This window comes from Candidatus Pantoea floridensis (assembly GCF_900215435.1).
In the GTDB taxonomy this organism is placed as follows: domain Bacteria; phylum Pseudomonadota; class Gammaproteobacteria; order Enterobacterales; family Enterobacteriaceae; genus Pantoea; species Pantoea floridensis.
The window spans coordinates 3906754-3933648 of sequence record NZ_OCMY01000001.1 but is presented as its reverse complement, the minus strand read 5'-3'; the positions used below and the strand labels follow the sequence as shown (position 1 = coordinate 3933648).

The 26895-nt window shown below is 50.0% G+C and carries 27 protein-coding genes; 11 read left to right on the top strand and 16 right to left on the bottom strand.

What is annotated here, in order from left to right; genetic code table 11:
- Positions 1-25 precede the first annotated feature (25 nt).
- Positions 26-1591 (bottom strand): TerC family protein, encoded by a 1566-nt coding sequence (locus CRO19_RS18410; protein WP_097097134.1) that lies wholly within the window; start codon positions 1589-1591, stop codon positions 26-28.
- 510 nt (positions 1592-2101) lie between these two features.
- On the opposite strand from CRO19_RS18410, the gene manX reads away from it, so the two are divergent.
- The 4 genes from manX (at position 2102) to CRO19_RS18390 (ending at position 5337) form a co-directional block, all read left to right on the top strand.
- On the top strand, positions 2102-3067 hold the full coding sequence (manX, locus tag CRO19_RS18405) for a PTS mannose transporter subunit IIAB (RefSeq protein ID WP_097097133.1): 966 nt from the start codon (positions 2102-2104) through the stop codon (positions 3065-3067).
- A 58-nt stretch (positions 3068-3125) separates the two neighbouring features.
- Entirely contained in the window at positions 3126-3926 is an 801-nt protein-coding gene (locus CRO19_RS18400; protein WP_097097132.1) for a PTS mannose/fructose/sorbose transporter subunit IIC, read from the top strand.
- Between the two features lie 14 nt (positions 3927-3940).
- Positions 3941-4786: a PTS mannose transporter subunit IID gene (locus CRO19_RS18395; RefSeq protein ID WP_097097131.1), complete on the top strand. Its 846-nt coding sequence runs from the start codon at positions 3941-3943 to the stop codon at positions 4784-4786.
- A gap of 92 nt (positions 4787-4878) precedes the next feature.
- On the top strand, positions 4879-5337 hold the full coding sequence (locus CRO19_RS18390) for a DUF986 family protein (RefSeq protein WP_097097130.1): 459 nt from the start codon (positions 4879-4881) through the stop codon (positions 5335-5337).
- On the opposite strand, the gene rlmA is transcribed toward CRO19_RS18390, so the two are convergent.
- From rlmA to CRO19_RS18370, 4 genes are all read right to left on the bottom strand, one after another.
- Positions 5334-6140 (bottom strand): 23S rRNA (guanine(745)-N(1))-methyltransferase, encoded by an 807-nt coding sequence (gene rlmA / locus CRO19_RS18385; RefSeq protein WP_097097129.1) that lies wholly within the window; start codon positions 6138-6140, stop codon positions 5334-5336. The two genes, CRO19_RS18390 and rlmA, sit on opposite strands and share 4 nt — an antisense overlap.
- Positions 6141-6280: 140 nt before the next feature.
- The gene (cspE, locus tag CRO19_RS18380) at positions 6281-6490 is read right to left on the bottom strand and encodes a transcription antiterminator/RNA stability regulator CspE (RefSeq protein WP_008110414.1); all 210 of its coding nucleotides are present in this window, start codon (positions 6488-6490) and stop codon (positions 6281-6283) included.
- 84 nt (positions 6491-6574) lie between these two features.
- On the bottom strand, positions 6575-6649 hold the full coding sequence (locus tag CRO19_RS25890) for a DUF2627 domain-containing protein (protein ID WP_110866451.1): 75 nt from the start codon (positions 6647-6649) through the stop codon (positions 6575-6577).
- A gap of 696 nt (positions 6650-7345) precedes the next feature.
- Positions 7346-7621: a YebO family protein gene (locus CRO19_RS18370; RefSeq protein ID WP_097097128.1), complete on the bottom strand. Its 276-nt coding sequence runs from the start codon at positions 7619-7621 to the stop codon at positions 7346-7348.
- A gap of 223 nt (positions 7622-7844) precedes the next feature.
- Between CRO19_RS18370 and CRO19_RS18365 the strand changes: the two genes are divergently transcribed.
- Positions 7845-8081, top strand: coding sequence for a YobH family protein (locus CRO19_RS18365; protein ID WP_097097127.1), 237 nt, complete (start codon positions 7845-7847; stop codon positions 8079-8081).
- 36 nt (positions 8082-8117) lie between these two features.
- On the opposite strand, the gene kdgR is transcribed toward CRO19_RS18365, so the two are convergent.
- Positions 8118-8909 (bottom strand): DNA-binding transcriptional regulator KdgR, encoded by a 792-nt coding sequence (kdgR, locus tag CRO19_RS18360; RefSeq protein ID WP_097097126.1) that lies wholly within the window; start codon positions 8907-8909, stop codon positions 8118-8120.
- Positions 8910-9102: 193 nt separating this feature from the next.
- Here kdgR and CRO19_RS18355 point away from each other — a divergent pair, with 193 nt between their 5' ends.
- Positions 9103-10485 (top strand): MFS transporter, encoded by a 1383-nt coding sequence (locus tag CRO19_RS18355; protein ID WP_097097125.1) that lies wholly within the window; start codon positions 9103-9105, stop codon positions 10483-10485.
- Between the two features lie 48 nt (positions 10486-10533).
- Here the strand turns inward: CRO19_RS18355 and htpX are convergent, their stop codons facing one another.
- The 4 genes from htpX to msrC all read right to left on the bottom strand — a co-directional run bounded on the left by htpX (position 10534) and on the right by msrC (position 14968).
- Complete coding sequence (gene htpX, locus CRO19_RS18350; protein ID WP_097097124.1) at positions 10534-11415, bottom strand: protease HtpX; 882 nt, start codon at positions 11413-11415, stop codon at positions 10534-10536.
- Positions 11416-11634: 219 nt separating this feature from the next.
- Positions 11635-13674: a carboxy terminal-processing peptidase gene (prc, locus tag CRO19_RS18345; protein ID WP_097097123.1), complete on the bottom strand. Its 2040-nt coding sequence runs from the start codon at positions 13672-13674 to the stop codon at positions 11635-11637.
- 19 nt (positions 13675-13693) lie between these two features.
- On the bottom strand, positions 13694-14371 hold the full coding sequence (gene proQ, locus CRO19_RS18340; protein ID WP_097097122.1) for an RNA chaperone ProQ: 678 nt from the start codon (positions 14369-14371) through the stop codon (positions 13694-13696).
- A 96-nt stretch (positions 14372-14467) separates the two neighbouring features.
- Positions 14468-14968, bottom strand: a complete 501-nt coding sequence (gene msrC, locus CRO19_RS18335) for a free L-methionine (R)-S-oxide reductase MsrC (RefSeq protein ID WP_097097121.1) — start codon at positions 14966-14968, stop codon at positions 14468-14470.
- 217 nt (positions 14969-15185) lie between these two features.
- On the opposite strand from msrC, the gene yebS reads away from it, so the two are divergent.
- From yebS to rsmF, 3 genes are all read left to right on the top strand, one after another.
- On the top strand, positions 15186-16430 hold the full coding sequence (gene yebS, locus CRO19_RS18330) for a membrane integrity lipid transport subunit YebS (RefSeq protein WP_097097120.1): 1245 nt from the start codon (positions 15186-15188) through the stop codon (positions 16428-16430).
- A complete protein-coding gene (locus tag CRO19_RS18325; RefSeq protein WP_097097119.1) occupies positions 16399-19038 on the top strand; it encodes a PqiB family protein in 2640 nt (879 codons plus the stop codon). The genes yebS and CRO19_RS18325 overlap by 32 nt, the downstream gene beginning before the upstream one ends.
- Positions 19039-19110: 72 nt before the next feature.
- Positions 19111-20535: a 16S rRNA (cytosine(1407)-C(5))-methyltransferase RsmF gene (rsmF, locus tag CRO19_RS18320; RefSeq protein WP_097097118.1), complete on the top strand. Its 1425-nt coding sequence runs from the start codon at positions 19111-19113 to the stop codon at positions 20533-20535.
- 3 nt (positions 20536-20538) lie between these two features.
- On the opposite strand, the gene CRO19_RS18315 is transcribed toward rsmF, so the two are convergent.
- Complete coding sequence (locus tag CRO19_RS18315; RefSeq protein WP_097097705.1) at positions 20539-21186, bottom strand: metallophosphoesterase; 648 nt, start codon at positions 21184-21186, stop codon at positions 20539-20541.
- Positions 21187-21441: 255 nt separating this feature from the next.
- On the opposite strand from CRO19_RS18315, the gene CRO19_RS18310 reads away from it, so the two are divergent.
- A complete protein-coding gene (locus CRO19_RS18310; protein WP_097097117.1) occupies positions 21442-22173 on the top strand; it encodes a class I SAM-dependent methyltransferase in 732 nt (243 codons plus the stop codon).
- A 256-nt stretch (positions 22174-22429) separates the two neighbouring features.
- The gene (locus tag CRO19_RS18305) at positions 22430-22711 is read left to right on the top strand and encodes a DUF6388 family protein (protein WP_097097116.1); all 282 of its coding nucleotides are present in this window, start codon (positions 22430-22432) and stop codon (positions 22709-22711) included.
- A 48-nt stretch (positions 22712-22759) separates the two neighbouring features.
- Here CRO19_RS18305 and CRO19_RS26130 read toward each other — a convergent pair whose 3' ends face one another.
- From CRO19_RS26130 to CRO19_RS18280, 5 genes are all read right to left on the bottom strand, one after another.
- Positions 22760-22927 carry a hypothetical protein gene (locus tag CRO19_RS26130; RefSeq protein ID WP_176519171.1) on the bottom strand — a complete coding sequence of 56 codons (168 nt, stop codon included), beginning with the start codon at positions 22925-22927 and terminating at the stop codon, positions 22760-22762.
- Positions 22928-23257: 330 nt separating this feature from the next.
- The gene (gene ymcF / locus CRO19_RS18300) at positions 23258-23401 is read right to left on the bottom strand and encodes a cold shock small protein YmcF (protein WP_097097704.1); all 144 of its coding nucleotides are present in this window, start codon (positions 23399-23401) and stop codon (positions 23258-23260) included.
- 2 nt (positions 23402-23403) lie between these two features.
- Positions 23404-23616: a transcription antiterminator/RNA stability regulator CspE gene (gene cspE / locus CRO19_RS18295; protein ID WP_007889586.1), complete on the bottom strand. Its 213-nt coding sequence runs from the start codon at positions 23614-23616 to the stop codon at positions 23404-23406.
- 1834 nt (positions 23617-25450) lie between these two features.
- Complete coding sequence (locus CRO19_RS18285) at positions 25451-25930, bottom strand: OB-fold protein (protein WP_097097114.1); 480 nt, start codon at positions 25928-25930, stop codon at positions 25451-25453.
- Between the two features lie 16 nt (positions 25931-25946).
- Positions 25947-26801 (bottom strand): phage repressor protein CI, encoded by an 855-nt coding sequence (locus CRO19_RS18280; protein ID WP_097097113.1) that lies wholly within the window; start codon positions 26799-26801, stop codon positions 25947-25949.
- Between the last annotated feature and the right edge of the window lie 94 nt (positions 26802-26895).

Below are 26895 nucleotides of genomic sequence, written 5' to 3'. Positions count from 1 at the left end.
TTTTTATTTATCCCCGCACAATGATTTACTCTTCATGTTCTTCGTGGTCATAGGGCTTATCTTTCGTTACTCGAACCAGGTCGATGCGGTACTCCGTCGCCTCAATGACCTGGAAATGCAGCGGTGGCAGATCAATCACTTCTCCCGGGAGCGGCAGCTGGCCTTTTTGCGCAATCAGCAAACCGGCTAACGAGGCGTGATCTTCATCGGCCTTCACCAATTCGTGATGATCCAGCAGCTGTTGCAGCGAGTGCAGATCGGTGCCGCCCTTCACTAACCAACCGTCACCATCCGCAATGATATCCGGCGTTTCATCTTCATCCGGGAACTCACCGGCAATCGCTTCCAGTACATCGAGCGGCGTGATTAAACCCTGTACCACACCAAATTCGTTGGTAACGATAACAAAGCTGCCTTTCGCGCGACGCAGTACGCCCAGCAGGTTTATCGGATCCAGGGTTTCGGGTACCACAATCGCCGGCGTATTGGCGGCGAAGGTGGCCACATCCATTCCATGTTCCAGCGCCACCAGCAGCTCTTTAGCCCGCACCACGCCAATGATTTCATCCAGTTCACCGCGACATACCGGGAACAAACTGTGCGGCGTATCCAGCAGCTGAATACGGATTTCATCCAGCGGACGCGAAACATCAACCCAGGAGATATTACCGCGCGTTGTCATAATGCTGCGGATAGAGCGCTGAGAGAGCGTTAACACGCCGTTGATCATGTAGCGCTCTTCGTCCTTAAAGGCTTCCTGCGGCATCGCTTCAGTCAATGAGGTTTCTTCCGCGGTGGTTGCCTGTTTGCGCTGGCGTCCGCCCATCAAACGCAGAATCGCTTCTGCGGTACGTTCGCGCATCGGCCGATGTTCCTGATGACGAATAAAGTTACGGCGCGCAATTTGGTTGAACAACTCGATGATAATTGAGAAGCCAATCGCGGCGTACAGATAACCTTTAGGAATGTGGAACCCAAAGCCTTCCGCCACCAGGGACAAACCAATCATGAGCAGGAAGCTCAGACACAGCACCACCACAGTTGGGTGAGCGTTGACGAAGTTAGTCAGCGGTTTTGAAGCCAGCAACATCACGCCCATGGCGATAACAACTGCCGTCATCATAATAGGCAGATGGTTTACCATACCCACCGCAGTGATCACTGCATCAAGTGAAAATACGGCATCCAGCACAACAATTTGAATCACCATCGCCCAGAAGCTGGCGTAGCCTTTATTGCCCTGATGTTCCAGCCCGCGGTTCTCGAGTCGCTCATGCAGCTCCATGGTTCCCTTGAATAACAGGAACAAACCTCCGAACAACAGAATTAAATCTCGTCCGGAAAAGCTGAAATCGCCTACGCTGAATAGGGGTCGCGTCAGTGTCACTATCCAGGAGATCAGTGACAGCAGGCCCAAACGCATGACCAGAGCAAGCGACAGGCCGATCAGACGGGCTTTATCACGCTGCTTCGGCGGCAACTTGTCCGCGAGGATGGCGATAAAGACCAGGTTATCAATGCCAAGAACGATTTCGAGCACGATGAGCGTGAGCAATCCGGCCCAGATTGAGGGATCAAAGAGAAATTCCATCAATGACTCCTTACTGAACGTGAAGATGCACGTATTTGAGCCTGCACCGGAAGGTGAGACGCGGGATCGTTAAAGGCGGTGATAACGCTAAAGTGCGTAAAGGCGTGCGCGGTAACGCGCAGAGAAGATGTTGAGCGACGTCGGTGACGGTCCATAAAGGTGAGCTGAAGCCCGGTACTCCTGAGTAATAAACAGAGGAGTAATGTATCAGTTACATCAACGGCGTCAAAAAAATTTATTACATTTACAAATATCTACGCAAACGCCTGAATAACGCACAAAAGCGTACATTAGCGCCGTTACGCTCTGAATAGCTGACAAACATCACATAATTTATTTTTTCGATCACTAAAATAAATCGCGACCTTATCGCTGTGCAGCGGATAGTTTCGTTTTTTTTATTGATGCCTTTCTTCATCTTAGACCTAACGATCCACCTGAAACACTAACGGTAATTTTCAATGATTCCCGGCACTGCCCGAGAATCTCTCACGCGAACGGAGGTAGCAAGTGACCATTGCTATTGTAATTGGTACACATGGCTGGGCGGCAGAACAGTTGCTTAAAACAGCAGAAATGCTGTTGGGTGAGCAGGAAAATGTCGGATGGATTGATTTCGTTCCCGGCGAAAATGCAGAAACGCTAATCGAAAAGTATCAGGCACGACTAGCCGATCTCGACACGTCAAAGGGCGTGTTGTTCCTGGTCGATACTTGGGGTGGCAGTCCGTTTAACGCGGCCAGCCGTATTGTGGTAGACAAACCTGACTATGATGTCATCGCCGGCGTCAACATTCCGATGTTGGTGGAAACGCTGATGGGACGTGATGACAATCCATCGTTGCAGGAACTGATTCATATCGCAGTTGAGGCCGGTCGTGAAGGCGTTAAAGCGCTCAAAACCGAAACGCCTGCTCCAGCGGCTGCGGCACCGGTGGTGGCAAAAGCCCCTGCCCAGCCGCAAAAACCGATGGGTCCGGGCGATCATATGAAAATTGGCCTTGCGCGTATTGATGACCGCTTGATTCACGGGCAAGTGGCAACGCGCTGGACGAAAGAAACCAACGTCACGCGCATTATCGTCGTCAGTGATGAAGTGGCTAACGATCATGTGCGCAAGACCTTGCTGACTCAAGTTGCACCGCCGGGCGTAACCGCGCACGTAGTGGATGTCGACAAAATGGTCCGCGTTTGGAATAACCCAAAATATGGTCAGGACAAGGTGATGCTGTTGTTTACCAATCCAACGGATGTCTTAAGGATTGTTGAGCAAGGCGTGGATATCAAATCCGTCAATATCGGCGGCATGGCATTCCGTCAGGGCAAAACGCAGGTGAACAATGCGGTATCTGTCGATGAGAAAGATATCGCCGCGTTCCGCAAACTTAACGAGCGCGGTATCGAACTGGAAGTGCGTAAAGTTTCCAGCGATCAGCGACTGAAAATGATGGACCTGATCACCAAGGTCAATCCGTAGTTCGCCCTTTGCCTGCGTATGCGGGCGAATTTTAGAGACCTTGCAGAGGAGAAATGCAATGGAGATAACCACGCTACAAATCATTTTGATATTTATTGTGGCCTGTATCGCCGGGATGGGATCGATTCTTGATGAGTTTCAATTCCACCGCCCGCTGGTGGCTTGTACCTTAATTGGTGCGGTTCTTGGCGATATGAAAACCGGTATCATCATCGGCGGTACGCTGGAGATGATCGCGCTGGGCTGGATGAACATCGGTGCTGCGGTTGCACCTGATGCTGCGCTGGCTTCCATCATCTCAACCATTCTGGTTATCGCGGGTGGACAAAGCGTGGGTGCGGGTATCGCGCTGGCTATTCCACTGGCCGCGGCTGGCCAGGTTCTGACCATCATTGTGCGCACCATCACCGTCGCCTTCCAACATGCCGCCGATAAGGCAGCGGAGAAAGGCAACCTGAGCGCAATCAGCTGGATTCACGTTTCCGCTCTGGTCTTGCAGGCAATGCGTATTGCGATTCCTGCGCTGATCGTGGCGATTTCTGTGGGTACCAGCATCGTTCAGGAGTTGCTGAACTCCATTCCTGAAGTTGTTACCAATGGCCTGAACATCGCCGGTGGTATGATCGTGGTAGTTGGTTACGCCATGGTCATTAACATGATGCGTGCGGGCTACCTGATGCCGTTCTTCTACCTTGGCTTCGTCACTGCAGCCTTCACCAACTTCAACCTGGTTGCGCTGGGCGTGATTGGCGTGGTGATGGCGGTGCTGTATATCCAGCTGGCACCGAAATATAACCGCGTAGCAGGTGCTGCAACGGCCGGTCCTGCAAACAATGACCTCGATAACGAACTCGACTAGGAACAGGTGAAATCATGGTTGATACAACTAACACTCCAAAGAAACTCACCCCTGGCGATGTCCGCGGTGTGTTCCTGCGCTCCAACCTGTTTCAGGGTTCGTGGAACTTTGAACGTATGCAGGCGCTGGGTTTTTGCTACTCAATGGTGCCGGTGATCCGTCGCCTTTACCCGGAAAACAACGACGACCGTAAACAGGCGATTAAACGTCACCTGGAGTTCTTCAACACCCATCCATACGTTGCTGCACCTGTGCTCGGCGTAACAATGGCGATGGAAGAGCAACGCGCTAACGGTGCGGCTATTGATGATGCCGCAATCAACGGTATCAAAGTTGGTTTAATGGGCCCGCTCGCGGGTGTTGGCGACCCGATCTTCTGGGGTACCGTTCGCCCGGTGTTTGCGGCGTTGGGCGCCGGTATCGCGATGAGCGGTAGCCTGTTAGGCCCGCTGCTGTTCTTCATCCTGTTCAACGTGGTGCGTATGTTGACCCGTTATTACGGTGTGGCTTACGGCTATCGGAAAGGTGTCGATATCGTCAGCGATATGGGCGGCGGTTTCCTGCAGAAACTGACGGAGGGCGCGTCGATTCTCGGCCTCTTTGTCATGGGGGCGCTGGTCAATAAGTGGACGCATGTGAATGTGCCGCTGGTGGTGTCACGCATCACCGACCAGACAGGGAAAACCACCGTTACGACGGTTCAGTCGATCCTCGATCAGCTGATGCCTGGCCTGATTCCGCTGCTGCTGACCTTTGGTTGTATGTGGCTGCTGCGTCGTAAAGTCAATGCGCTGTGGATTATCGTTGGCTTCTTCGCCATTGGTATCTTCGGCTATTGGATTGGCCTGCTCGGTCTGTAACAATCTGGCCGGGAGCTCGGCTCCCGGCTATTTTCGAACGGCATTACCTGAGCGCCCACGTTGAGGTAAATTCGGTTGAGGAAGAACACCTAATGTCACTGACTGACGCCCTAATCGCCCTGCTTATTGCAGGTTTCGCGCTGTATGCTATCTATGACGAAGCGATCCTACCGCGCCGTAATGGACCGACTAAACTGCGTGTCGCGCTGCGCCGCCGCCACAAGATAGATAGCGCTATTTTCATCGTGTTACTGCTGATTCTGTTATGGAACAACATCGATAATCATGGAACCCAGCTCACCACCAATTTGCTGATGGTGCTGTGTTTCATGTCGGTGTGGTTATTCTGGATTCGCAGTCCAAAACTGCTGATGAAGGAGAGTGGCCTGTTTTATGGTGTTGTATGGATTGATTATCGGCGCATCCAAAGCATGAATCTGTCTGAAGACGGCATTCTGGTGATGCAGCTGGAACAACGTCGCCTGCTGATTGCCGTTAAGCAGCTTGACGATCTGGAGCGGATTTACACTACGCTCGTGGAAGCGCGTTAATCGCGCCGCCACAGTGTGAGCGTGAAATCGGCATCACAGCTAAACTCGCTGGACGCTGCGAGGTTTTGCCAGACTTCTTCACGTGCGCGCCAGGCAAATGGCGTCATTTGTAATAAGCTAACAGCGTCAGCCCCACTTAATTTCATGTTGTAATGCAGGTTCTGCCGATCGGCCAACTTAAAACCTGCATACGCTTTCTCCTCAGCCGCATGAAGCTGCACTTCGCGATAGATAAGCGCTTTAAACTGCCGCAAATGGTGTGGCCCTGGCGTCACCGTCAATACGATGCCGCCCGGCTTAATGACGCGCGCCAACTCATCTTCGCTGCAGGGCGCATAAATACGCACGACCCCATCCAGCGCTGCATCCGCAAACGGTAAACGCTGGCTTGATGCCACACAAAATTTCACCTTGCGATAGCGTTTAGCCGCCATGCGTATCGCTGCCTTAGCCACATCAAGACCAAACAGTTGTGCCTGAGGCAGTGCTTCAGCCATCGCCGCCGTGTAATAACCTTCGCCACAGCCGATATCCAATACCTGCGATGAGTGCGACCCCAGCTGTTGCGCAAGGAGCCCTGCAACGCTCTGACGTAAAGGTTGATAGTGTCCGGCATCAAGAAACGCTCGACGCGCCTGCAGCATTTCAACACTGTCACCGGGTTCTCGCGAGCCCTTATATTGCACCGGCAGAAGATTGACGTACCCCTCTTTAGCCTGATCAAACTGATGTCCCGCATCGCAGCGGAAGCTGTTGGACTGCTGGAGAAGAGGCTGATGACAAAGTGGGCAAATCAACGACATAGATAACTCCGGGTTAGCGTTTCGCGGCGCAGTTTACCCTGGTCAATTGGTAACAGAAAGAATAAAGAAAAAGCCCTGCTCAGAGAGCAGGGCTTTAAGATTCTTATCAGTGGTGCATGGCACCGAGCCTGAGATCGAAATCAGATTGGGGTAACGTTGACCGCAGCTGGACCTTTCTGGCCGTCCTGGATTTCGAACTCAACGCTTTGGCCTTCAGCCAGAGTTTTAAAACCATTGCCCTGGATTGCAGAGAAGTGTACGAACACATCTTTGCTACCGTCAGCAGGAGTAATAAAACCAAAACCTTTAGACTCGTTGAACCACTTAACCTGACCTTTAATCTTTGCCATTTCGCAAATTTCCTTTCGATGTTTATATTGCCCTAAGGGCAGACTTACAGATAAACCAGAGACATTACTGAATGAGGCACTAATTTAAGGTTCGGCAAGGAAGCGGTATTCAACGTCAACGTCTTTACTCGTAACTTCTTTACTGAAGATGCCATACATAAACAGAACTGTACCTCGTTTGACCCACGATTTGTTATCACATATTCGCAAATTAATGGCAAGCCATTTTTAAACGGTGATCGACGTGACGCACATAATTAGCTAATTCACCTGCTAACGCCTCTTTCTTCATCCTACTGTGTATTGACAGCGGAAGAATAAACTGGGCAAAAAAAGGTTATCACTCAGTATAGTTAGCGTTAATACCCCTATTAGTCAAGCGTAGCGGTGAAGCATTCAACGACACATTTTAAGCCATTAACAATACGGGAAAAATATTGCATTAATATGGCACGAATAAAATATTCCACCAAAAAGTTAGCCTGCCACGCAACAATTGTGCGCAGTACAAATCTTGTACAAATAGCTTTATTCGGTATAAGTTAGTAATTGTTCTGCACCAAAAGCAGGAGAAGCAAATAATATGCGCCCCATATAAAAGCATTCATAATGATGTGGCATTTATCTCATTTTTTTCTAAGCACTTAACAATTAAATGTTATAAAAAACAGCACAAGGCCTGATTTAACGAAAGTGCCTTAGGATTAATCTTAGATGATATTCACCCGGCCATCTTTCATGGCTATTCATAGTGGTACTTCTCATACAATGAACATCCGGTAGAAAAACTGCTGCGCACCATTATAGTGCGCAGCAGAGGCTTTATCACATCGCTAACAATGGTTTATGACATGCTTAGCGCTCAGGGATCATCCGAATAAAATCGCGTTGTTCATTCGCGTCTTCATCGACAACTGGTTTTGCTGTGGTGGGCTGTGCATCGACCAGACGACGCAGCAGTACATTCTGTTTCTTTTGCTCTTCTATTAGCGCTTCCAGCAGCTGAATTTGCTCACTTGCTCGCACGCTGGCCCGATTGACGAAGAACCAGGCGATAAAGGCCACAATAATGATCAGGGACAGGACGCCATAGGTTAACAGCGGACTGGTATTTGCGGCTAATTCATTCATAACTGCCTCTATAGTCAAAAATCAAATCTCTACTCCGCCGCTGATTCTACTCGCTGGCGGCAGAAAAGATAATGGGTAGCGGCTGAAAGCAGATTATCCCGCAGCGTTACGTCTTTCAGTTATCTCTGATCGATCCGTTGGCTAAAGCGAGGCATGCTACTACAGTAGGTTTGGCAGCAACGTCAGGACAGCTGCGTTATGTATCACAAGGAGAACAGAAAGCATGAAATTACTTATTCGCACGATTGGGTTAGTAGCGCTGATTTGGCTGGCCATGCTGCTTACGGGCTATGGTGTCCTCACCGGTAGCAATAAGAATGCGGCAGGATTAGGACTGCAGTGTAGCTACTTAACGGCGCGCGGCATGATCACGGCACAGTACCTGCACACAGATAGCGGAATCGTTGGCGTAACGGATTGTCCACTGCTGAAGAAAAGTGGCGAAGTCGTCGATAACTAATGATGAAACGGGCTGGCAACAGCCCGTTTTTAATCGTTAAAAAGGATAAGTGTGGTAGCCCATCTGTTCGGACAAATTTCGTGCTGCACGATGCAGCATCGCAACATATTCATTTTTCGCCTCTTCGGAGAAGCGGATAGTCGGAAATGAGATACTGAGCCCGGCGATCACCACACCAAAACGGTCAAATACCGGTACCGCGATGCAGCGTAAGCCCTCTTCCTGCTCTTCATTATCTTCGCCAAAACCTTGATCTTTGACCTGATCCAAAACGGCCAATAGCGCCTCGGCCGTGACAATGGTTTTCGCTGTGCTGCGACGAAACTCTACTTCGTTTAGAATTTCCTGCACTTCAGCGCGCTCACGCCAGGCAAGCAGCACTTTCCCAATTGCCGTGGTATGCAATGGATTACGGCGACCTATGCGGGAATACATTCGCAAATTATACAGCGAATCGATTTTGTGGATGTAGACGATGCTGTCTTCTTCCAGCGCACCAAGATGAATGGTTTCTTTCGTTAAGCGCGAGAGTTCGCGCATCTCAATATCTGCACTACGAATCAGATCAACGTTCTGTAGGGCTTTGGCACCGAGTTCAAACAGTTTGAGAGTCAGCGAATATTTCTCACTCTCCCCTTCCTGCGCCACGTAGCCGAGCGACTTCATGGTCTGCAGAAAGCGATAAACGGTGCTCTTCGACATCATAACGCGTTGGGATAATTCAGTAATACCGTGATCGCGCTCTTCCCCCAGCGCCTGTAAAATGCCAAACACCTTCATTACTGATGAAACGGAGTCCGGCTGTTTGTCATTTTCGCTACTCGCCATGGCGCGTATCCTTTTTTGAAAGTGTTTCAAAAAAAACGGAACAGAATCGTCAGTATATGCGTTTCCCATCGCTGGCGGCAACGACCCAGACTCAGTGACACATTCACACGTAATTTTATGTCAATGAATGCGGTGCTTTTCGCCAGCGAATTGATTAGCATGATGATATTCACCCCCTTCATTTATCTAACTTATGTCTTTAACCGTTTCTCAGGATGGTTTACCCGTTCCCCAGCGCTATGGCGCGATAATCACCATTGCGCTTGGCATCATGATGGCGGTACTTGATGGCGCCATCGCTAATGTAGCCTTGCCCACCATTGCACGCGAACTCAATGCTAGCCCAGCAGAGTCAATCTGGATTGTTAACGCCTATCAAATCGCGATCGTTATCTCGCTGCTGTCGCTGTCGTTTCTCGGAGATATGCTCGGTTATCGGCGCATTTATCAGGTCGGGCTGGCCCTGTTCATCGCCACGTCGCTGTTTTGCGCCCTCTCCTCCTCGCTGAATATGCTGACGGTTGCTCGTGTGCTGCAAGGCTTTGGCGGTGCAGCGCTGATGAGCGTGAATACGGCACTGATTCGCATCATCTACCCGCAGCGCTTTCTTGGGCGTGGGATGGCGATTAACTCGCTGATTGTTGCCGTATCCAGCGCAGCAGGACCCACCGTTGCAGCGGCCATTCTTTCAGTCGCCAGTTGGAAGTGGTTATTCCTGATTAATGTTCCTTTAGGGATTATCGCGCTGTGGCTAGCGTTGCGTTTCCTGCCTGATAACACTCAGAAAGCAAAACAACAAAAATTTGATGTGCCAAGTGCCATTATGAATGCACTGTTCTTTGGCCTGCTGATTTCCGCGCTCAGCGGCTTTTCTCAGGGACAGAACGGCTGGCTGATTGTGGCCGAACTGGTGGCGTTGGTGCTGGTGGGTGTGATATTTGTTCGTCGGCAACTGGCCATGCCCGTTCCGCTGCTACCTGTGGACTTACTGCGTATCCCCATTTTTTCACTATCGATTGGCACCTCAATTTGCTCGTTCTGCGCACAGATGCTGGCGATGGTGGCGCTGCCGTTTTTCCTGCAAAACGTGCTGGGGCGCAATGAAGTCGCAACGGGCCTGCTATTAACGCCGTGGCCGCTCGCGACGATGGTAATGGCGCCGATTGCGGGTCGGCTGATTGAGAAATTCCATGCGGGATTATTAGGCGGATTGGGATTAGCGATGTTCGCCGCTGGGCTTTTCCTGCTGGCGCTGCTGCCCACGCAGCCAACCGATGCGGATATTATCTGGCGTATGATGCTGTGCGGTGCCGGCTTTGGTTTGTTCCAGTCACCGAACAACCACACCATCATCTCAGCTGCACCGCGTAATCGTAGCGGTGGTGCCAGTGGAATGCTGGGCACCGCACGTTTAGTGGGACAAAGTAGCGGCGCAGCGCTGGTGGCACTGATGTTTAATCTCTTCAATGATAGCGGTACTCATGCGTCGCTGGTGCTGGCTGGCAGCTTTGCCACCGTCGCTGCGGTAGTGAGTTTGGCACGTATGACGCAATCACGCGCGACCGTCGAATCATAGAAATAACAAGGGCGCCGTTAAGCGCCCTTGTTCTGCAATAAATCGCAATTACTTGAGGTATTCACCCGTACGCAACGCTTCGATACGCTTATCAAGCGGCGGATGTGACATGAATAACTCACTCAACGATTTGTTTTTGCCGTTAATGCAAAACGCCATCATGCTACTCGGTTCCTGCGGCTCGTAGCTGGTTTTCAGACGCTGCAGCGCCGCAATCATCTTCTCACGCCCCACGAGCTTCGCAGAACCTGCATCAGCGTGGAATTCACGGTGACGTGAGAACCACATGGTAATCAGGCTGGCGAGGAAACCGAACAGCAGCTCTAGCACCATCGAGACGGCGAAATAAACCATTGGATTACCGTTCCCGCTCTCTTCACCATCGCGATTACCGGACAGGAAGCCCGAAGCGATTTGCGCAAGAATGCGCGAGATGAAGATAACAAAGGTGTTCACCACACCCTGAATTAGTGTCATGGTAATCATGTCACCGTTGGCGATATGGGCAATTTCATGCGCCAAGACCGCTTCCGCTTCATCACGACTCATGTTTTGCAGCAGTCCGGTAGAAACGGCAACCAGCGAAGCATCGCGGCGCGCACCAGTAGCAAAAGCATTGATATCCGGCGCGTGATAAATTGCCACCTGCGGCATCGCAATGCCGGCCTGCTGAGCCTGGCGGCCAACGGTATTCATCAGCCAGCGTTCCGTCTCATTACGGGGTTGTTCAATGACTTCACCGCCAACGGATCGTAACGCCATCCATTTGGACATCAGCAGTGAAACAAACGCACCGCCAAAGCCAAACAGACCTGCCATAATCATCAGGCCCTGAACACTGCTTGACTGGATTCCTGTCAGACTTAATATCAGTCCGAATACCAACATCACCGCCAGGTTGGTGAGCAGGAAAAGAGCAATACGCATCATAAACGTTATTCTTCCTCAGTTGTTCACGCGCTCATGCGCGGATACCTATCCTATGGTCATTGCCACGCATTTCAAGCAACCTTAATCTTTAAGTGCCTAAAAAGACATAACTTTACATTAGATGGCAGCCTGCGCAATTCAGTGCGTGCCATCCAGTAGAAAATAATTCTCACGCAAAAAAAAGCACCGCCGGAGCGGTGCTGATTTCAAGCCAAAGGATTATTTCGCTGCTTCGGCTGCCGGCTGATTTTTTTCCAGCTGCGCCATATCGTTAGCGATTTTCACCGTTTCATCTAAATACGGATCGGGTTCTTTGTAGTCTTTCGGCAGATCTTCAATGCTCTTAAGCGGTGCTTTGCCTTCCGCCTGATAACGCGCGTTAATACGCTCCAGACGTAATGCATCATCTTCGTGGTTCTCTTTCTCACGCTGGGCAAGATTGAGCGACACGATATTACGCTTGTCCTTCATGGCATCAAAGCGTGCAATATCTTTCATGATGTATTGGAATTCACGATCTTTCGCGATGCGGTCTGCATGCTCTTTGGTCAGCTGCGGTACCAGCGGCGCGATATCGCCGGTTTTGGTATAACTGGCCGCATTTACGCTGTCCCATGGAAGTGCATTGTCCTCAAACTTCTCACCCGTTTCTGCAGCCTCTACGCCGGTGGGCATCAGCAGATCAGGCGTAACGCCCTTGCGCTGTGTACTGCCACCGTTGATGCGATAGAACTTCTGAATGGTGTACTGCACGGAACCTAACGCTGGCCACTCTGGACGCAACATCTGATCGTAAATTCGGTTCAGTGAACGGTATTGCTGCACGGTACCTTTACCGAAAGTCGGTTCGCCGACAATCAGTGCTCGGCCATAATCCTGCATCGCCGCGGCAAAGATTTCAGATGCGGAGGCGCTGAAGCGGTCCACCAGTACGACCAGCGGACCTTTGTAATACACAATCCCGTCGTTATCGCTGTCCTGACGCACACGGCCATTGTTATCACGCACCTGTACCACCGGACCACTCGGAATAAACAGACCCGACAGGGAAACCGCTTCGGTCAACGCGCCGCCACCGTTAGTACGGAGATCAATCACGATGCTGTCGACGTTCTGCTTTTGCAGTTTCTGCAGCTGTACTTTTACGTCGTCAGTCAGACCAACGTAGAAGCCTGGAATATCCAGTACGCCGACTTTCTCTTTACCGACGTTATGCACGGTCCCTTTTACGGCACGATCTTCCAGACGGATTTTCTCACGCGTCAGCGTGACCGTTCGGGTTTTGGTCCCTTTACCCGCAGGCAGGACTTCAAGACGCACTTTACTGCCCTTCGGTCCTTTAATTTTGGAAACCACATCGTCCAAACGCCAGCCGATAACATCTTCCATCGGTTTGCCCGGCTGACCAACGCCAACGATACGATCGCCAACGGTGATCGATTTACTCTTCGCAGCAGGTCCACCCGCCACCATCGAGTTGATTACGGTGTAATCGTCATCCATCTGCAGCACCGCACCAATCCCCTCCAGAGACAGGCTCATCTCAGTATTGAATTGCTCGGTATTGCGCGGTGAAAGATAGTTCGTGTGCGGATCGATTTCATGCGCAAACGCGGTCATCGCCAGCTGGAACACATCTTCACTATTGCTTTGCGCCAAACGACGGATGGCAAAGTTGTAACGCTTGGTCAGCGTTTCACGGATATCTTTTTCATCTTTACCGGCCAATTTCAGGCTCAGTTCATCGTATTTTACTTTGGCATCCCACAGCGCATTCAGCTCATCAACGCTTTTCGGCCAGGGCGATTTTGCTCGGTCAATGTCAATGGTGTCATTGCCGGTGAAATTCATAGGGCGATTCAGAACACTCAGCGCATATTGATAGCGCTCGAAGCGACGTTTCTGCGCCAGATTGTAGAGATCGTAAAACACATCCAGCTTACCGCTGCGGAACTCATCGCCCACGGTGTTTTTTTTATCAGCGTATTGCGCGATATCCGATGCCAGCAGCACGTTATGGCTGTAATCGAGCAGATTCAGGTAGCGATCAAAAATTTTCGCTGAAAAGTCCTGATTCAAATCGAATTGGCGATAGTGGGAACGGGTAAAGCGCGAGGTAACGCGTTCACTGACGGTTGGATGCTGCGGGTCTTCATGTAGCTGTGGAATCTGGTCGGCACGCGTAATGTTATCTGCGCCAAAGGTGGGGCCTGCCAATAGCAGGCCCGCGATCATACCGATCTTGAAAATATTGTTCATGCCAGGGTCAGCCTCCGTTTCAGAACTGCAAATGTTCTGCGCGCACAATCATTGCCATGCCGGAAGCGAGCTGAACCCGAACGCCATCTTTGGTGATTTCAAGAATGGTAGCGTCCATTGCACCTTTGCCTGCAGTCACCTTGATATTCTGGCCGGGTTGCAATGTTGAGGTATCAGTGACAGGTTTAGCACGTGGCTGCTGCGCAGGCTTACGTTCGGCAGTGGCCGCACGCGGCGCCTGAGGACGTGGCTGACGCGGCGCATCGCCTGCGGCAGCTTTACGCGGAGCAGGTTTACGCGGACGACGTTCAGCGGTCTCTTCACCGGCTTCACGCTTTTTCGCTTTCTGCTGATCGCGCTGCGCCTGCACGCGAGCTTTGGCTTCTTCCAGTTGCTTGCGCGCATGTTCTACATGTTGCTCATCCAGCACGCCACAGGCGTTACCGTCGAGATCAACACGAATGGCACCGGCTTTGATGCCATAAAGATAACGCCAGCTAGAGGTATATAGACGTAAGGCAGAACGCAGTTGCGTCTTGCTCAGGCTCAGTTCGCCTTGAACACGCTCGACCAGATCTTGAAAAATGCCGATTTTGAGCGGACGCGCCTCGCCTTCGGCGCTAAAGCATTGCGGAAAACGCTCCGCCAAAAAGGCGATGACTTCTTTACTGCTATTCAACTTAGGTTGATTTTCCATGAAATTTCCTGATTACAACGGATTTGCCGACCAGAGCAGGCATGAACAGGCGACATTATAATGACAACATCGCCAAATGCTATGTGATCCAGTCGATTAGCTGTGCGTCAGCTGAATAAATTTTACGATGTCGCTGCCCGCCAGCACTTCACAAAGCCCGTCGGTAAGGGCCACCAGCCCCGCTTCATCCTCGCTATCGAAGCGAGAATAAACCGTACTATCAATGTCTAAAACACCTACGAGGGTGCCATTTACTTTCAGAGGAATCACGATTTCTGCATTGCTGGCTGCGTCACAGGCAATGTGTCCAGGAAATGCATGCACGTCTTCAACAAGCTGCACTTTGTCTTCGGCCACCGCCGTACCGCACACGCCTTTGCCCACCGGAATACGCACACAGGCAATTTTGCCCTGAAATGGCCCCAGTACCAGCGTATTCGGCTCAGTAAGCAAATAGAATCCTGCCCAATTCACGCCCTCGAGGCGTTCAAATAGCAGCGCACTGCAGTTGCCGAGCGCGGCCAGGAACGAGGTTTCACCCGCCAACAAGGCGCGGACATCGCGATTCAATTCCTCGTAAAAAGCTTTTTTGTTCATTGTTTAACCATAACTCATCACTGGGGTGACCTTACTGTCACTCAGTTGTTAAAATAAGCACTAATAATCCAGGCGCATCAGGTGAATCATTCTGTTAGTTACTATACCCTTAGCATTCGGTGGATAAGACTATTCTTGTACCACTGAATGTTGCAGGCAGATTTGCTCTGCTCAGCATGCCGGTAACCGTAACGAACGATGGGCACTTGCGTCACCTATGAAAATTCACGCTATCAGCCAGACGTTGCCCCACGCACGTTATCAGCGTTGTCCGCAATGCGATACCCTTTTTTCCTTACCGGATGTGAAATCGCATCAGACAGCCTACTGCCCCCGCTGTCATGCTCAAATCCAAAGTGGTCGTGATTGGTCAATGACGCGCCTCACCGCCATGGCGGTGGTGATGATCGTGTTAATGCCTTTCGCCTTCAGCTTGCCGTTGGTGGATATCCGCCTGCTCGGCATGCGAATTAATGCCAGCCTGCTGGAAGGCGTGATTCAGATGGCGCAGCAGGGCAATACCCTCACCGCCTCAATGGTGGCGTTTTGTACCATTGGCGCGCCGGTCACGCTGGTAGCTGGCATTATTTATTTGTGGATCGGCAACGCCCTCGGCATGAATCTTCGCCCGGTGCTCTTGATGCTGGATAAGCTGAAAGAGTGGGTGATGCTGGATATCTATCTGGTCGGCGTGGCGGTGGCGTCGATAAAGGTGCAGGATTATGCCGCGCTGGAAGTCGGTTATGGTTTAGTGGCTTATATCGCACTGACGGTGCTGAGTCTGCTGACGCTGATTCATCTTAACGTTGAGCAGCTATGGGAACACTATTATCCCCAATCCATGCCGACCTCGCCGCCGGAAGAGTGGCAGGTATGCCTTAATTGCCATCAAACTGGCACACCCGATGAGCGTGGCCGCTGCACACGTTGTCACACGCCACTTGATTATCGCCGCCGCCACAGTCTGCAGAAATCCTGGGCCGCGTTGATTGCCTCGATTGTGCTGCTGATCCCTGCCAACCTGTTACCGATCTCAGTGGTTTACGTTAACGGGGCGCGTCGCGAAGATACCATCTTCTCCGGTATTCTTGGTTTGGCATCCGGAAATGTGCCCGTTGCTGCAGTGGTGTTTATCGCCAGTATTCTGGTGCCGTTTACCAAAGTGTTAGTGATGTTGACCTTGCTACTCAGCATCCATTTCAAATGCGAACAGGGCATAAAAACCCGCATTCGTCTGCTGCGCGCCGTAACCTGGGTGGGCCGCTGGTCGATGCTGGATCTGTTTGTCATTGCGTTAACCATGTCGCTGGTCAATCGCGATCAGCTTCTGGCTTTTACCATGGGACCGGCCGCCTTCTATTTTGGCTCCGCCGTGATCCTGACCATTATGGCTGTAGAGTGGCTTGATAGCCGCCTGATCTGGGATGCACATGCAACAGGAAACGCCGACTACACCGACTAGCGCCAATCTGCGCAATAAGCGCAAGATTTCGCCGTTCTGGTTATTGCCTATTATCGCCCTGCTGATTGCTGGCTGGCTGCTATGGACCAATTATCAGGAGCGCGGTACGACGATCACCATAAACTTCCAGACCGCCGATGGGATTGTGCCGGGTCGTACGCCGATCCGTTATCAAGGTGTGGAAGTGGGCACGGTGCAAGGCATCGTGCTGAGCGATGATTATCGCAGCATCCAGATTAAGGCCAGTATCAAAAGCGATATGCGTGATGCGCTGCGTGAAGACACCCAGTTCTGGCTCGTCACGCCAAAGGCATCGCTGGCAGGCGTGTCCGGGCTTGATGCTCTGGTAGGCGGTAACTACATCGGTATGATGCCGGGCAAAGGTAAAGAGAGCGATCACTTCACTGCGCTTGATACCCAACCGAAATATCGCGTCAATACCGGTGAACTCCTGATCCACTTGCGCGCGCCGGATCTGGGTTCGCTCAACACCGGTTCTTTGGTCTATTACCGCAAAATTCCGGTAGGCCGTGTTTATGATTACAGCCTGAATAACAGCACCGATGGGGTAACTATCGATGTGCTGATTGAGCGTCGCTTTATCAATCTGGTGAAGAAGCAGAGCCGCTTCTGGAATGTCTCGGGCGTAGATGCGGACGTCAGCCTGAGCGGTGCCAAAGTGAAGCTGGAGAGTTTAGCCGCGTTAGTCAATGGCGCGATTGCCTTCGATTCGCCGAATGACGGCCAGCAGGCCAAGGTTGATGAAACCTATCAACTCTATCCCGATCTGGCTCGAAGCCAGCGAGGCGTGCAGGTCCAGCTGGATCTGCCGAGCGGCAACAACCTTAAAGCAGACAGTACGCCGCTGATGTATCAGGGATTGGAAGTCGGCACCTTAACCAAACTTAATCTGCTGGATGGCGGCAAAGTCACGGGCGAACTGACGGTGGATCCTTCGGTAACCGGCCTGATGCGCAGCGGGACGCGTATCGAGATGCGCACCCCTAAAATCAGCCTGACTGACACCAATTTGAGTAGTCTGTTGACGGGCAACACCTTTGAACTGGTGCCCGGCGAAGGTGAGCCACAGGATCATTTCACCGTGCTGCCCGCCAGCGAAACCCTGCTGCAGAAACCGGATGTGCTCACGGTTAAACTGAGTGCACCGGAAACCTATGGTATTGATGCTGGTCAGCCAGTCATGCTGTACGGCATGAAGATTGGCCAGGTCATCTCACGCTCTCTGGACGAAGACGGCATCAGTTTTGTGGCGGCTATCAATCCGGAACACCGTCAGCTGGTCCACGCTGACAGTAAATTTGTGGTGAATAGCCGCCTCGACGTGAAGTTTGGCCTCGATGGGATGCAGGTGCTGGGCGCGAGCGCGCGCGAATGGGTCGATGGCGGAATTCGCCTGATCCCGGGCGCGAAAGGTAACCCATCAAACCGTTACCCTTTATATGCCGACGCAGAACGTGCGGAAGAAGGCATTGTCGGAGAGCAGCCACCGACTACGCTGAAACTCACTGCTAACAGTTTGCCGGACGTGCAGGCGGGATCGGTGCTGCTTTATCGTAAATTCCAGGTCGGTGAAGTGGTTGATGTCGTACCGCGCACAGATGCCTTTGAAATCTCAATTCACATCCAACCGCAGTATCGCAAGTTACTGACCAGTGAGAGCGTGTTCTGGGCCGAAGGCGGTGCAAAAGTCCAACTCAACGGTAGCGGCTTAACCGTGCAGGCTTCGCCGCTCAACCGGGCGCTGAAAGGGGCCATCAGCTTCGATAATCTCACCGGCGCGCAGGCAGCGAAAGGCGTGAAACGTGTGCTTTATCCATCAGAAACCGCGGCGCGTGCCGTCGGCAGCCAGATCACCTTACATACTTTTGATGCCAGCAAACTGGCGGCCGGGATGCCGATTCGTTATCTCGGCATTAACATCGGTCAGGTTGAATCGCTGGCGCTGAGTGCGGATAACAATCAGGTGGTGGCAAAAGCGGTACTTTATCCGGAGTACGTGCAGGATTTCGCGCGTATCGGCAGTCGTTTCTCGGTGGTGTCACCTGAGATTTCTCCGGCGGGTGTTAATCATCTGGAAACGCTGCTGCAGCCTTACGTTAACGTCGACCCGGGCAAAGGTGCACCCGCACGTACGTTTGAACTGCAGGAAAGCACCATCACCGATTCACGCTACCTCAACGGCCTGACCATTTACGTTGATGCCGCCGAAGCCGGCTCGCTATCGGTAGGTACACCTGTGCTGTTCCGTGGCGTCGAGGTTGGCACCGTTACCGGTACCTCGCTGGGTAACATGGCGGATCGTGTGCAAATCGCCCTGCGCATCAGCAAGAAATACCAACATCTGGTGCGTAACAACTCGGTGTTCTGGCTGGCGTCCGGTTATAACTTTGATTTCGGCCTGATTGGCGGCGTACTGAAAACCGGTACTTTCCAGCAGTTCATTCGTGGCGGCGTGCAGTTTGCGACGCCGCCAACGGTGCCGTTAGCACCACAGGCCGGCGCCAACAAGCACTTCCTGCTGCAGGATGAAGCGCCAAAAGAGTGGCGCAATTGGGGCACGGCAATTCCGGATCCTAATCAACCTTAAGCAAATCGGGCAGCCTGGCTGCCCGATTCTTTTTAGCGTGTTACACTTCGCGCTCATTTTGTTTTCCGGTAGATGCTCGTGTCCGATCGCTTTCCTGAAGATTTTCTCACGCTTATGCGTGTAAGCCTTGCTGACGAAGCCGAACTGCAACGTTTTCTCGCCATCAGCCAGCAACCGCTGCGCCGCAGCTTACGTGTTAATACCTTAAAAATTAGCGTCGCCGATTTTCTGGCACGCACTGCCGATTATGGCTGGCGCTTATCGCCCATTCCATGGTGTGCCGAAGGCTTCTGGATTGAGCGTGACGATGAATCGCTGCCGCTGGGTAGTGTCGCGGAACACCTCAGCGGACTTTTCTACATTCAGGAAGCCAGTTCGATGCTGCCGGTCACCGCGCTGTTTGATGCCGCGCCGGACGCGCGTCAGGTGATGGATGTGGCTGCGGCGCCAGGCTCCAAAACCACGCAGATGGCCGCGCTGATGCGCAATGAGGGTGCCATTCTGGCTAATGAATATTCCGCCAGTCGCGTTAAGGTATTGCACGCCAACATTAGCCGCTGCGGCGTGAGCAACGTGGCGCTTACCCATTTCGATGGGCGCGTATTTGGTGCGGCGCTACCGGAACGCTTCGATGCCATTCTGCTGGATGCGCCCTGCTCCGGCGAAGGCGTGGTGCGCAAAGATGCTGACGCCTTGCGCAACTGGTCGCTGGCCAGTACCGAAGCGATCGCTGATACCCAGCGCGATCTCATCGATAGCGCTTTCCACGCGTTGCAGCCAGGCGGTACGCTGATCTACTCCACCTGCACGCTGAATCAGATCGAAAACCAACAGGTCATTCACTGGTTGCAACAGCGTTATCCCGACGCAGTAGAAATCGTCCCACTTAATGGTCTGTTTGCCGGCGCGGAACAGGCATCGACACCGGAAGGATTCCTGCACGTTTTCCCGCAGATCTTCGATAGCGAAGGTTTCTTTGTTGCGCGCCTGCGTAAAACCGCCCGCCTTCCCGCGTTGCCTGCCCCCACTTATAAGGTTGGCAAACTGCCTTTCTCGCCCTGTAGCCGTAAGCTAAGCGCGGAAGTGCAACAGGCTGCAGCAAAAGTGGGCTTGCATTGGGATGAGAACCACACGTTGTGGCAACGTGACAAAGAGCTGTGGCTGTTCCCCTCGGCTCTGGAAAGCTGGCTGGGTAAAGTACGCTTCTCGCGCATCGGCCTCAAGCTGGCGGAGACCTTCCCGAAAGGTTATCGGTGGCAACATGAAGCTGTCGTCGCGTTATCACAGCCCGGTAGTGAACTGGAATTTGCACTCACAGATGCAGAAGCGGAGACCTGGTATCGCGGTCAGGATATCCATCCCGATACGTTGCCAAATCGCGATGAAGTGATCGTCACCTATCAGCAGCAACCGTTGGGATTGGCGAAAAAGGTCGGCAATCGGATTAAAAATAGCTATCCGCGTGAGCTGGTGCGTGACGGGCGTCTTTTCCGCTAAGCGTTATTGCAGCTGTACTAGCGTAAGGTGATTACCAAATACCGCGCCGGTATCGATATAGTGCTGATTTGCGATGTTTAGCGGCTGTTCCAGTGGCGTGTGGCCGAAATAAAAGTCGCTGGCACCATCAATGTTGGCAGAACGTCCGCGCTGATGGTGCCCCAGCCGTTCACGGCTCCATACCACCTGTTGCCAATCAACATCCTGCCCTAGCACATAGTGACTGGCAGGATAATCAGCATGCGCAATCACCACAACGCGATGCCCCAAATCCAAATGCAGAATGAGGGGTAATTCGGCGCAGCGCTTCAATGCATGTCTCGCCGCAATTAAGCTGGCTCCCTTCAACTGCCAAAACCAGTCACCGCCGTTCATCATCCATAACGTCTGATCTTTTCCTTCCAGGGCCGCGAGCGCCATCTGCTCATGGTTACCCCGCACGCAGCGAAACCACGGCTCCTGCAGCAGCTGTAAACAGCCCGGGCTATCTGGCCCGCGATCGATCAAATCGCCAACCGAAAGTAAGAGATCCTGCTGCTTATCAAAATCGCGCTGCAGAAGCTGTGCATCAAGTTGGGCGCGGCAACCGTGTAAATCGCCTACCACCCAAATTTTTCGCCACATTTGGGCACGTATCGTTTGATAAAGCATGTAATCTTCCCCGGTTGAATGGAAGTTTAGTGAACCCAGAATAAAGTATAGTCCGATGAGGTTTGCCAGCGGAGGGAACAGCATGAGCGGCCGTAAACAATTCATTGGTGTATTAGTTGTCATCTTTATCGGTAGCCTGCTGCTGCTGGAGTCACTCGCTCGTTTGGTGCATTTGTTACTGGTGGGATAGTTACCTGACTTTACATTCGTCCCCAAACGCCTAAACTCCTTTGCGCATCATATAAAGGAGCTTTTATGAGCCAGAATATTTACGACGATCCTGATTTTTTTGCCGGTTATGCCACTCTGCCCCGTTCCGTTCACGGATTAGACGGCGCGCCAGAATGGCCAGCCTTACGCGCTTTACTTCCCGATTTGCTTGATAAGCACATTCTTGATTTAGGCTGCGGCTATGGTTGGTTTTGCCGCTATGCACAACAGCAAGGCGCGCGTGACGTGCTGGGGCTGGATGTTTCAGAGAAAATGCTGGAAAAAGCCGCGAAGATGACGCAGGGAGACGGCATTCGCTATCAGCGCGCCGATCTGGAAACGCTGCAGCTCAGTGAAACCTTCGATCTCGCCTATAGCTCACTTGCCCTGCATTACCTCATCAACATTGATGCGCTTTTCGCCACGCTTTTTAATGCATTAGCGCCGGACGGAATGTTGGTGTTTTCATGTGAGCACCCGATTTATACCGCGCCAACGCAACAGCAATGGATTTTGGATGACAAGCAGCAGCGCAGCTGGCCGGTAAACCACTATCAGCAGGAAGGAGAACGCATTAGCAACTGGTTTGCCGATGGCGTAAAAAAACAGCACCGCAAACTGGCGACCTGGGTTAATGCGCTGATTGGCGCAGGATTTGAAATCGTTCACCTTGATGAATGGGGGCCGAGCGACGAGCAGTTACAACAGAATCCCGCACTGGCAGAAGAGCGCGATCGTCCCATGATGTTTTTACTGGCAGCACGAAAACCTCGCTAAACTTCAACCGTGGCTGCATCCTGCAGCCCCGTTGAAATCCCTTCCGGCGCTTATCTCCGGCGCTCATTAAAGGCGTTAGCTCTGTGAGGGACGGCAGCTACTTTAGGTGTTCAAACGCATTCAAACAAGTTAAATGATATCAACTATCATTATCATCTTTGTGTTTTGTTAGATGCACTAACAGGCATCTTCAGCCACATCATTTTTATGGCCTTTGCTAGACTTTCGGGACGGTAATTTCTTAAGGAGTGAGCCAATGAAAGATTATTATAAGATCGACCTGGAAGCCTTTATGCAAAATAACGCGGATTTGATCCGTACGATAAAAAGTAAAGCCCCTGTTTACGCCGATGAGTTAGGTCTGGAAGTTGTTCAATATATCAATCGGGAAATAAAACAAGCGCACCTTGATTATATCGAAAGTTTAGGTGTAAAGGATCCGTATGAATATTATATATCGCAGCATGAATCTGACCGTTATCTGGCAGACCAACTTATTGCGCAACACCGCGCCACTCTGCACTCTTCCACCTCATAACTGAGGTCAATTGCCACACGCTAAGTGTGGCAAATAGCGGCTACCGCGTTAACGGGTGATAAAGAAAATAGCCAGCAGGAAGAAGGCTAATAAACCTGAGAATGTCATTACGCCGATACGCGGCGTTTTTGCCCGACCAACAACGACACCAATAAAGATGCAAAGCAAAGTTAATGTGCCAATCATTACCCAGAGAAGATATTGTGTGTTTGCCATGAAAGATCCTTATTAGCCGACCATAAAACGGATGCGCCAACGTTATACCATTTTTCACACCTGTTGACTGCAGCTATTTGCCCGCACTGTTCATGCTGCCAATATCACTAATGTCGATAATTGTGTGACCATGCGCTAGCATCCAACTTTCGCTGCTAACCGTAATGGTCAGGCTAAACAGTGCGCAATTATGCCAAAGACGACGCGGGGATTGGTTCATAAACGGGGATTTTTTACATAAAAAAAGCACTGCCTAAGCAGTGCTAGTGATGCTGGTATCAGGCAATCACCTGATAACCCCTACTAAAAGTCAGGGGAGAATATCCGTTATTATGCAGCTTTCAACACAATCATTGATGATTTGCAGAAAATGCATTTAGCACCATGGGGATTCATTTTAGTAATATCGAACGCTGAGGTGCGATATTGTGAACCCTGGCAATGCGGACATCTTAAACGATGATAAATGCGAATAATTACAGACCTAATACGTTTGTTGCTGACGGGCCTTTTGGACCATCTTCAACTGAAAACTCAACACGCTGACCTTCATCAAGTGAGCGATAATCAGTACCCTGGATGGCTGAGAAGTGGACGAAAACGTCCTTGCTGCCATTTTCAGGAGAAATAAAGCCGAAGCCTTTTTCAGAGTTGAACCATTTTACCGTTCCAAGAATTTTATTAGACATAATTTTTACCTTTTAAATGAGCCTATTGGCGTTAAGGGCCGAGTTGCAGATACGAATCAGAACTTAGGATAAGACTCAAGAGAAAGGGCTTGAAGCGGCACTAACTGGGATGAGAAATACAATGGGAACTAACCTTCTAACTGTCTGCTATTCAGACCGACGAAGCATTAACGCATGTATCCTCAGCACAAGCAAGCGAAAATATTTTTTATTTTTCTGCTTAAAGCAAAAAAGCGGCTACGTTTTGCATGCAAATTTTGTGCGGAAAAATGAATTCAAATGCTTCCCCGCTCAACAGGCGAATACATCTAGCGAAATATTCGTTCATTGAGCCCGCTAGCTATCCAAGATATTAAATAAGTTTACTAAAACGGATACCGGTTACGGCTTACTCTGCGTGGATTGACGGCACCTTCAAGTGATAAAACCCACCGAGAGGTGGGTTTTATTGTCAATCAGGCTGCTTATCTCCTGACTCAGGGGCTAAGCTCTCGTCGTCCTTGTCGTGCTCATCTTGTTTAGCCTTAGAATCATCGTCAAGCTCATCAGCTTCAATCGGTCGGTCAGACATATCCCCTCCTTATGTTGCTCTGAGATTTAAGTGTAGAAGGCTGTTTGAAGGTAAGCCTAGCGCATCAGGCAAATGGTTAACAAAAGTCAAAACCATAAGCACTGATCATCTGTCGGATCTTGTGGGGCGATGAAATAAAAAATTAGCGAAGAAGTGAGTGTGGAAACCCTCATGTGGCCTAGGTTACGTGAGGGTTTAGACCGGATATCAGATATTCGGACATTTTGTTTTTATCGTTATAAATCAAATGCACAAAAAAAGACCGAATACTATACAATGACTTATTTATCAATAGTTTAACGGTGATGTTGGCGACGAAGTGGCTACAGCGTCTATCAATGATGCGCCGTAGCTTTTACAAAAAAGCACTAATTGTGTTTATACACACATTCGCGAGTGATGAAATTAATTCTTTCATTTTCGTTTTGCGCAATCAAAACATGTTCATCATTTATAAATGCTACTTTACCGGGAGGTAGACCAACACATGGTGATTTTCCATACATCTCGAAAGTGTAAATAAATGACTGTGACTTCGCGTACAAAAATTTAGTATAATCGTCAAGTATGCTATGAAAGAATGAATAAAAAAAGACGCAATAGATGCCAAGTGACAATACCTGAATAAATTTAGTCGTTTTATATAAAAAACTTCCATCTTGAGGTTCATAACCGGGGAAAAGTATCTTCTTCAAATTATTATCATAAACAAAAAGTATGAAACCCCATATAGGTAACGTTATAAATATCGCAGTATATATGACCAGCATTATAGCTGCAGTCATTAATGGTATGATCGCTATCGATATTAATATCAATGAATGAGGAAAATTTGAGGGAGCCACTGTTGTTATATCGTTTATTATGACGCCGGCAATAGACAAAGAAACATTTGTGCACAGAGTAAATCCAATTAATAACAACACCTTGCCAACCGTGTACGCATATATTTTTTTATATATACTTACGGATTCGAATACTACAACCACACTCCAATAAATAACAACAAGAATAAAATACACCTTCCTTTTTTCAGCACTAAAGAAAATGCAGCCAATTGCAAAGGACATTATAATTATAATGAAGTTAAGATATAGCTTTTGTCGAATATCGAGCCTTTTATAAAGTTCAATAATCTTAGTCAAGGCTCTTTTAAATCCGCTATTATTGGGCATGACTGCTCCATGTCATTTATATTACGCATCAAAAATAAAAAGTAAAAAAGGTGCTAATTAAACTCAAGAATAATTAGCACCTTTTCAATTAGTTGAATGTACAGTTGCGACCTGATGGTGCTCCAATGATGCGAGACATTTTTTCACACACAATCACAACCTGCTTGCCTTTTTTCAAAGCTATTGCAGCAGCCTTTTGCGAGTCCTTCATTTCAAGCCGCGCGGGCATAAATTCATTATCAGTCTTCAAACTAATAATAATTGAATCTGTAAAATCTTTGTCGATCGATTGTACAACACCGGTCATGGCAACAATTTTACCTTTCAACTGTTCATCAACTGCCACTTCATTTTCTTCGTAGTCATTAAATAATTTACGAGCTGTAGTCTGATATACAGGTTTTTGCGGAGGGCTTGCCTTAACTGGCGTCGCCTCTGCAACCGATGCTGATTGACTAGATTGCGTAGAACTTGATGAAGTGTTGCCGTCTTCATTCTTACCCGCGAAGTATCCAATTACCATCAACCCAACAAAAATGTAAAGTATCCACTTCAATACCTTCTTCATTACTATATCCTTATATCTAAATATTATTTTCTAATGTTTGTACAACTACCCCAAGAGGAGTTACTTCACTAACATTGCATTCAAAATTCGATGATTTGCCAACAATGTTAATTTTATTCCCCGGAACTCTAGCGATATCGTAAACATCTAAATCACCGTCAATATCAATAACCCACCTTCCGTTACTAATATTTTTACGCCCCAAATCTACAAACCAAGATTTAGAAGCTGACTCGATGAAAACCGGATCTATTATCTCATTCGAAAGGAAATATTTATCGAAATAATAGAATCCATCATCTGTAAGTTTTCCGGCAGACAACTTTCTTTTAGGAATTTTTCTAATAAGAGAATGTTCAGACAAAATGTTTGAGTCATTACGGAACGGCTTACTTTTGCCCGTAGCCAACCACTCTAACGAAACACCCGTATCAAGCGCACAAGTTACAACTACATCACCAGGAAAATAATTCCGACGCACCCAAGTGCTGACCGTACCTGATGAAATATCTAAAAGCTCGCAAAGCTGCTTTTGCATGCTGAAGCCATAAGCATCAAGAATACGGCGCAATACAGGCCTACCGCCATTAGCCATAACCTCAGAATAGAGCACCTGCCCCGATGGCCGTTCAGTTGATGTTCCATAGTTTGCATTTGCAAGTTTCCCGTACACCAACCACTGCAAATCAGCACCAGTATCAATCGCGCACTTTATGATGGCGTTGCCCGGAACGCTGTCTCTTTGTGTCCAGCCACTGATGTTGTTTGCTGGAATATCCAGTGCTGCTGCTAAGTCTTTCTGAGTGTTGACGCCGTAAGATGACATCAATCTTTCGAGAATCTGAGCACTTCCGCCCTTCTCTTCAATCATAAAAAACACCGATTAGTGATAAATAATCATTTACCAAATCGTTTTTACGATCTAAAGTGCATTCACACCACATGAAACACCGTAGAACAAAACG

Coding starts and splice junctions, on each gene's coding strand:
- htpX (WP_097097124.1), bottom strand. CDS start 11,415: ATGATGCGTATTGCTCTTTTCCTGCTCACCAACCTGGCGGTGATGTTG.
- CRO19_RS18280 (WP_097097113.1), bottom strand. CDS start 26,801: ATGATTGAAGAGAAGGGCGGAAGTGCTCAGATTCTCGAAAGATTGATG.
- rlmA (WP_097097129.1), bottom strand. CDS start 6,140: ATGTCGTTGATTTGCCCACTTTGTCATCAGCCTCTTCTCCAGCAGTCC.
- CRO19_RS18395 (WP_097097131.1), top strand. CDS start 3,941: ATGGTTGATACAACTAACACTCCAAAGAAACTCACCCCTGGCGATGTC.
- msrC (WP_097097121.1), bottom strand. CDS start 14,968: ATGAACAAAAAAGCTTTTTACGAGGAATTGAATCGCGATGTCCGCGCC.
- CRO19_RS26130 (WP_176519171.1), bottom strand. CDS start 22,927: ATGGCAAACACACAATATCTTCTCTGGGTAATGATTGGCACATTAACT.
- yebS (WP_097097120.1), top strand. CDS start 15,186: ATGAAAATTCACGCTATCAGCCAGACGTTGCCCCACGCACGTTATCAG.
- CRO19_RS18315 (WP_097097705.1), bottom strand. CDS start 21,186: ATGCTTTATCAAACGATACGTGCCCAAATGTGGCGAAAAATTTGGGTG.
- CRO19_RS18390 (WP_097097130.1), top strand. CDS start 4,879: ATGTCACTGACTGACGCCCTAATCGCCCTGCTTATTGCAGGTTTCGCG.
- prc (WP_097097123.1), bottom strand. CDS start 13,674: ATGAACAATATTTTCAAGATCGGTATGATCGCGGGCCTGCTATTGGCA.
- CRO19_RS18325 (WP_097097119.1), top strand. CDS start 16,399: ATGCAACAGGAAACGCCGACTACACCGACTAGCGCCAATCTGCGCAAT.
- CRO19_RS18355 (WP_097097125.1), top strand. CDS start 9,103: ATGTCTTTAACCGTTTCTCAGGATGGTTTACCCGTTCCCCAGCGCTAT.
- CRO19_RS18365 (WP_097097127.1), top strand. CDS start 7,845: ATGAAATTACTTATTCGCACGATTGGGTTAGTAGCGCTGATTTGGCTG.
- cspE (WP_008110414.1), bottom strand. CDS start 6,490: ATGGCAAAGATTAAAGGTCAGGTTAAGTGGTTCAACGAGTCTAAAGGT.
- CRO19_RS18370 (WP_097097128.1), bottom strand. CDS start 7,621: ATGAATGAATTAGCCGCAAATACCAGTCCGCTGTTAACCTATGGCGTC.
- CRO19_RS18400 (WP_097097132.1), top strand. CDS start 3,126: ATGGAGATAACCACGCTACAAATCATTTTGATATTTATTGTGGCCTGT.
- CRO19_RS18285 (WP_097097114.1), bottom strand. CDS start 25,930: ATGAAGAAGGTATTGAAGTGGATACTTTACATTTTTGTTGGGTTGATG.
- CRO19_RS18410 (WP_097097134.1), bottom strand. CDS start 1,591: ATGGAATTTCTCTTTGATCCCTCAATCTGGGCCGGATTGCTCACGCTC.
- cspE (WP_007889586.1), bottom strand. CDS start 23,616: ATGTCTAATAAAATTCTTGGAACGGTAAAATGGTTCAACTCTGAAAAA.
- CRO19_RS18310 (WP_097097117.1), top strand. CDS start 21,442: ATGAGCCAGAATATTTACGACGATCCTGATTTTTTTGCCGGTTATGCC.
- rsmF (WP_097097118.1), top strand. CDS start 19,111: ATGCTCGTGTCCGATCGCTTTCCTGAAGATTTTCTCACGCTTATGCGT.
- proQ (WP_097097122.1), bottom strand. CDS start 14,371: ATGGAAAATCAACCTAAGTTGAATAGCAGTAAAGAAGTCATCGCCTTT.
- kdgR (WP_097097126.1), bottom strand. CDS start 8,909: ATGGCGAGTAGCGAAAATGACAAACAGCCGGACTCCGTTTCATCAGTA.
- CRO19_RS18305 (WP_097097116.1), top strand. CDS start 22,430: ATGAAAGATTATTATAAGATCGACCTGGAAGCCTTTATGCAAAATAAC.